The following is a 5,162-nucleotide window of genomic DNA, read 5'->3' as shown; positions in this document are numbered from 1 at the left end:
GGAAAAGGGACAAAAAGACATCGTGGGGCGAAATGGTCGGTCCCCGTTCTTCTACAGGGCCGATCAAGAGCCGGGCGGCGTCTCGTCCGCCGGCAGGGCGGCGATACGGGTGTCGATCTCGTTGGTAATGGCGCTGCGCGCGGCGGCCGCGGCGGCGTGGATGGCGTGAAAGATCGCCTTCTGTGTCGACGACCCGTGCGTGATGATGACCGGGCCGTTGACCCCCAGCAGGGGGGCGCCGCCGTAGATCTCAGGATCCATCCGGTGCTTGAGCGTGCTGAGCGCCCCCTTTAGCAACAAGGCGCCCAGCATCCGGATGGGATGCCGCACAAACTCCTTCTTCATCCAGAAGCCGATGGCGTGGGCCACGCTCTCCGTGGTCTTGAGCACCACGTTGCCGACAAAGCCGTCGCAAACCACCACATCCGTCTTACCCAAGAATAAATCGTGGCCCTCGACATTGCCCCTGAAGTTGACTCCCGTGCGCTGGATCAAGCTGAAGGCCTGTTTCGTCATCTCATTGCCCTTGCCGTCCTCGGATCCGATGCTCAGCAGCCCCACCACGGGATTCGGCTGCTTCAGCACGGCGCGCGAATAGGCGCTGCCCATGATCGCGAACTGCGCCAGCCAGGCGGGATCGCAGTCCATGTTCGCGCCGGCGTCGATCAGCAGCAGCGGCCGGTCGCGGGTCGGCAGCACCGTCGCGATGGCGGGCCTGGCCACGCCAGTGATCCGCCCCAGGCAGAACATCGCCGCAGCCGATACCGCCCCCGAGTTGCCCGCAGAGACGGCCGCCTCGGCCTCGCGATCCTTGACCATTTCGATGCAGCGGTTGATGGAAGAGTCTTTCTTCCTGCGCACCGCCGTGGCGGGCGCATCGTCCATGCCGATCACTTCCGAAGCATGCACCACACGCAACCGGTCACTCTCGACGCCGCCGCAGGCCAGGAGCTCGCTCCGGATCGCCTGCTCGTCGCCCACCAGGATCACGGAATCAATGTCCTTGAGGTGCTTGACGGCCAGCACGGCCCCCCGAACAATTTCGCGGGGCGCAAAATCGCCGCCCATGGCATCGAGCGCGATACGCATGGCGATCAATCAACCGTGACCGTCAGAACCTGACGGCCGTTGTAAAACCCGCACGACGGGCACACGCGATGCGAGCGGTGCGGCGCGGCGCAGTTCGGACAGTTCGCGACCTCGGCGACTTCCGCCTTGAAGTGCCCCTTGCGCTGCCGGATGCGCATCTTAGATTTCTTCCGTTTCGGTACCGCCATTGTTTACACTCCGTTTCGATCCATTCACATGATTGTGTTTGCCGACGTCACATCCGGCGCCCCGGCCAGATTGCGCGCCCCCGGCCCGTCCCCGACTGATGCTGATCACGTCAAGCGCGTTCCAGCGACCGTCCGCATCCTCCGATTTGCATCGGCACGACGCCTGGTTCAGGTTCGTCCCGCACCGCGGACACAATCCGCAGCACCCTTCCTGGCAAACCGGGTATCCAGGGAGAAGCAGTATCATAGCCTCCCGCAGGTCTGCGGTCAAGTCCACGCTGTCGGTCATCTCTTCCAGGGGGTAAGAGGCGACAAACGCGGATTCTCTGATTTGCGTCTCAAATCGCCCGGCGCAGCGGCTGCAGATGAACGCCACAGCGACGCTCGCCGAGCCCCGGACGAGCAGTTCGCTGCCGATCGGTTCGACGTTCAGGTCGTAGCGAATCCCGCCGGCGGGCTCGATCAACCCGGCGGTGTCGCCCAAGTCGAGGACGGCACCATCCAATTCTCCCGTCAGGCGCTCTCCGGTCTTCGCCAACCGGGCGACATCAACGGTCAAACGCGCCTGTGTTTGCAATCGCGCCTCCCGTCTTGATCCGCTGCTCTGGATGCTCGCTCATGAAGCGCTCGACGTGCCGCTGCACGGAGGGCGAGACAAAACTGCTCGTGTCGCCGCCGTAGCGGGCCACCTCGCGAACCGTGCTCGCCGTCACATAGCTGTGCTCTTCATTGGGCATCAAGAACAGCGCCTCGATCTCGGGGGCCAGCTTGCGGTTGGTCAGGGCCATCTGGAATTCGTATTCGAAATCCGAATAGGCCCGCAGACCGCGAATGACGACCCGCACCTGCCGGCGCCTGCAGTAATTGACCAGCAGCGTGTCGAGGGCGTCAACCTCCACGTTGGACAGCCCGGCATGCGCCGCATCCTCGGCGATCATCTCCATCCGCTCTGCGGTGGAGAACATCGCCGTGGTCTTGCTCGACGCAGCGGCCACAGCGACAATCACCCGGTCGAAAAGCGCGGATGATCGGACGATCAGGTCAAAGTGACCCAACGTCAGCGGATCGAACGTGCCCGGATAGACCGCCACCCGCATGTTCCCGCCCTTCATAGATCGCTCAACGCCGCCACGCCGGGAAGTTCCTTCCCTTCGAGCAGTTCGAGCGATGCGCCGCCGCCGGTGGAGATGTGAGTCATCTTCCCCGCCAGTCCGCTCTTGTTGACCGCGCTCACGCTGTCGCCACCGCCGATGATCGAGACGGATCGGCTCGCTGCGATCGCCTGGCAGACTCCGAGCGTGCCGGCCGCGAACGGCTTCATCTCGAAACAGCCCATCGGGCCGTTCCAGACCACCGTCTTCGCCCCCGCGATGGCGGCGGCATACTGCGTCGTCGTCTGGGGACCGATGTCCAGCGCCATCCACCCGGCTGGGATTTCATTGCCCACCGTGCGGGTGGCAGCCTCGGCCGAAAACGCATCGGCGGCGATGTTATCCACGGGCAGCAGCAGCCGCTTACCGCCGGCCTTGGCCTTCGCGATCATCGCGCGGGCGTAGTCGATCTGGTCAGTTTCGCAGAGCGACTTGCCGATCTCATGGCCCTGCGCCTTGAGAAAGGTGTAGGCCATGCCACCGCCGATGATCAGGGTATCAACCTTCTCGAGCAGGTTCTGCACGACCGCGAGCTTGTCCGACACCTTCGCGCCGCCGAGGATCGCCACGAACGGCCGGGTCGGGTTCTCGACCGCATTGCCGAGGTATTCAATCTCCTTCTCCATCAGGAAACCGGCGACGTTATCCTTCATGTACTTGCACACCACAGCCGTGGAGGCGTGGGCGCGGTGGGCGGAGCCGAAAGCGTCGTTGCAGTAGATGTCTCCGTAGGACGCCAACTTCTTCGCCAGCGCTTTCTGCTTGTCCTTGAGCGCCGCCTTCTTCGCCTGATAGTCCGCGTCGCTCTGGCCATCGACCTTCTTTGTCTTCCCCTCCTCCTCGTCATAGAAGCGGGTGTTTTCAAGCATGACGATGCCGCCGGGCTTCAGCGCAGCAACCTCGGCGTCGGCCCGGGCGCAGTCGGCGGCGAACACCACCGACCGGCCCGTGAGTTTGGCCAGGTGCTCGGCCACCGGCTTGAGTGAGAACTCAGCCTCGTAGCCCGCGCCCTTCGGCCGGCCCAAATGGCTCATCAGCACCAGGCTGCCGCCCTTTTCCAACACGTAGTTGATCGAAGGCAGCGCCCCCGTGATGCGGGTATCGTCGCTGATGGCGCCGTTCTTGATCGGCACATTGAAATCCACACGCATCAGCACCCGCTTGCCCGCCACATCGACATCGCGCAACGTTTTTTTGTTCATGCCGCCCTCTTCACCCCTTGGGATCGCTCACCCACAGCAGCAGCAGCCCTTGCCGCTATCTTTTTCCGCCATGAAGCGGACCAGTTCGACCACGCGGTTGCTGTAGCCCCATTCGTTGTCGTACCAGCTCACGATCTTGAAAAAGCGCTTCTCGCCCTTGAGATTGTTCTGCAGGGTGGCGAGCGAGTCGTAGATCGAGGAGCGGGCGTCATGAATGAAGTCTGTGGAGACCAGTTCCTCGTCGGTGAAGCCGAGGAGTCCCTTGAGCGGGCCCGACTTCGCAGCGGCCTTGAGCGCGGCGTCGATCGCCTCGATCGAGGTGTCCTTGGCGCTGCGGAAGGTCAGGTCAACCACCGAGACGTTGGGGGTGGGAACGCGGAAGCTCATCCCGGTCATCTTGCCCTTGGTCGCGGGAAGCACCTCGCCGACCGCTTTGGCCGCGCCGGTGGTCGAGGGAATGATGTTGCATGCCGCAGCGCGGCCGCCGCGCCAATCCTTCTTGGAAGGCCCGTCAACGGTCTTCTGCGTCGCGGTGTAGCTGTGGATCGTGGTCATCAGGCCGGTCTCGATGCCGACGGTGTCGAGCAGCACCTTGACGACCGGCGCGAGGCAGTTGGTGGTGCAGGAGGCGTTCGAGACAATCGCGTGCTTGGCCGAGTCGTATTCGTCCTGGTTGACGCCCATGACGATCGTCTTGACATCGCCCTTGCCCGGTGCCGAAAGGATCACCTTCTTGGCGCCGGCGGCCAGATGGCCCTTGGCCTTGTCGCTGTCGGTGAACAGTCCGGTTGACTCAATCACGTAATCCACGCCGAGCGCGGCCCACGGCAGATCGGCGGGCGACTTCTGAGCCATGACGCAGCGAACCTCGTGGCCGTTGACCACCAGGACGTCGGCTTCTTCCTTGTCGGGCGCGCTCTTCTTTGTCGCGACCGCATGCTTGAACTTGCCATGCACCGAGTCAAATTTCATTTGATAGGCGAAATACTCGGCGTCGGTCGAGATATCCACCACCGCCACCACGTCCAACTGCCCGCAGCCCTTGCCGAGAAGCCCCTGATCGCAGAGCGCCTGAAACACCATGCGGCCGATGCGGCCAAATCCATTGATACCGACTTTGATAGCCATTCGTTCCTCCGTTGTTCTGTCCGCGATTCGGACGATTTTTCTGATGTGGCGCCTGCGGGCAGCCAGCCCGACGAGATAAACCACTTCTGCCCGCTTGACAGTTGGCCGGGAATGATAGCGAAAGCGGCGCGCGGCGTCAATGCCGATATCTGCCGGATCAGGGCAAACGCATCTAAATTTCTTTCTGAGACTCTTGCAAAACTCCATGGGCAAGATGCCCGTGCCACTTTGACAGACCCGGGGGGTTGCCAGTGCCTCAATAGACAGGAATAGACAAAATTAGACAGAAAACAAGCACCCTCTTTAGAGCAGATTTTTCGCATGTAACCACGCATGAACGAGTTACACACGAACCGGATCGGGTTGAGGGGCGTATCGTGTCTAATCTTCATTTAGTAGCCCTG

6 protein-coding genes are annotated in these 5,162 nt (G+C 62.5%); all 6 read right to left on the bottom strand.

Features of this window, described 5'->3' with window-relative positions:
• Positions 1–63: 63 nt before the first annotated feature.
• Genes plsX through gap form a run of 6 tightly spaced genes read right to left on the bottom strand, consistent with a single transcriptional unit; the run spans position 64 to position 4,758 of the window.
• Positions 64–1,089: a phosphate acyltransferase PlsX gene (gene plsX / locus FJ222_11965; GenBank protein MBM4165137.1), complete on the bottom strand. Its 1,026-nt coding sequence runs from the start codon at positions 1,087–1,089 to the stop codon at positions 64–66.
• Positions 1,090–1,094: 5 nt separating this feature from the next.
• Positions 1,095–1,277, bottom strand: coding sequence for a 50S ribosomal protein L32 (locus FJ222_11960; GenBank protein MBM4165136.1), 183 nt, complete (start codon positions 1,275–1,277; stop codon positions 1,095–1,097).
• The gene (locus FJ222_11955; protein ID MBM4165135.1) at positions 1,249–1,854 is read right to left on the bottom strand and encodes a DUF177 domain-containing protein; all 606 of its coding nucleotides are present in this window, start codon (positions 1,852–1,854) and stop codon (positions 1,249–1,251) included. Before FJ222_11955 ends, FJ222_11960 begins: the two co-directional genes overlap by 29 nt.
• Complete coding sequence (coaD, locus tag FJ222_11950; protein ID MBM4165134.1) at positions 1,826–2,374, bottom strand: pantetheine-phosphate adenylyltransferase; 549 nt, start codon at positions 2,372–2,374, stop codon at positions 1,826–1,828. The genes FJ222_11955 and coaD overlap by 29 nt, the downstream gene beginning before the upstream one ends.
• A gap of 11 nt (positions 2,375–2,385) precedes the next feature.
• The gene (locus FJ222_11945; protein ID MBM4165133.1) at positions 2,386–3,630 is read right to left on the bottom strand and encodes a phosphoglycerate kinase; all 1,245 of its coding nucleotides are present in this window, start codon (positions 3,628–3,630) and stop codon (positions 2,386–2,388) included.
• 27 nt (positions 3,631–3,657) lie between these two features.
• Entirely contained in the window at positions 3,658–4,758 is a 1,101-nt protein-coding gene (gene gap, locus FJ222_11940) for a type I glyceraldehyde-3-phosphate dehydrogenase (protein MBM4165132.1), read from the bottom strand.
• Between the last annotated feature and the right edge of the window lie 404 nt (positions 4,759–5,162).

The sequence above is a fragment of the Lentisphaerota bacterium genome (genome assembly GCA_016873675.1).
Taxonomy (GTDB): domain Bacteria; phylum Verrucomicrobiota; class Kiritimatiellia; order RFP12; family JAAYNR01; genus VGWG01.
The sequence above is the reverse complement of the archived record's forward strand: the minus strand, read 5'-3'. Positions and strand labels throughout refer to the sequence as shown.

Bases quoted from the DNA above. Each gene is read 5' to 3' on its own strand.
- plsX (MBM4165137.1), bottom strand. From the start codon at position 1,089: ATGCGTATCGCGCTCGATGCCATGGGCGGCGATTTTGCGCCCCGCGAA.
- FJ222_11960 (MBM4165136.1), bottom strand. From the start codon at position 1,277: ATGGCGGTACCGAAACGGAAGAAATCTAAGATGCGCATCCGGCAGCGC.
- coaD (MBM4165134.1), bottom strand. From the start codon at position 2,374: ATGCGGGTGGCGGTCTATCCGGGCACGTTCGATCCGCTGACGTTGGGT.
- FJ222_11945 (MBM4165133.1), bottom strand. From the start codon at position 3,630: ATGAACAAAAAAACGTTGCGCGATGTCGATGTGGCGGGCAAGCGGGTG.
- gap (MBM4165132.1), bottom strand. From the start codon at position 4,758: ATGGCTATCAAAGTCGGTATCAATGGATTTGGCCGCATCGGCCGCATG.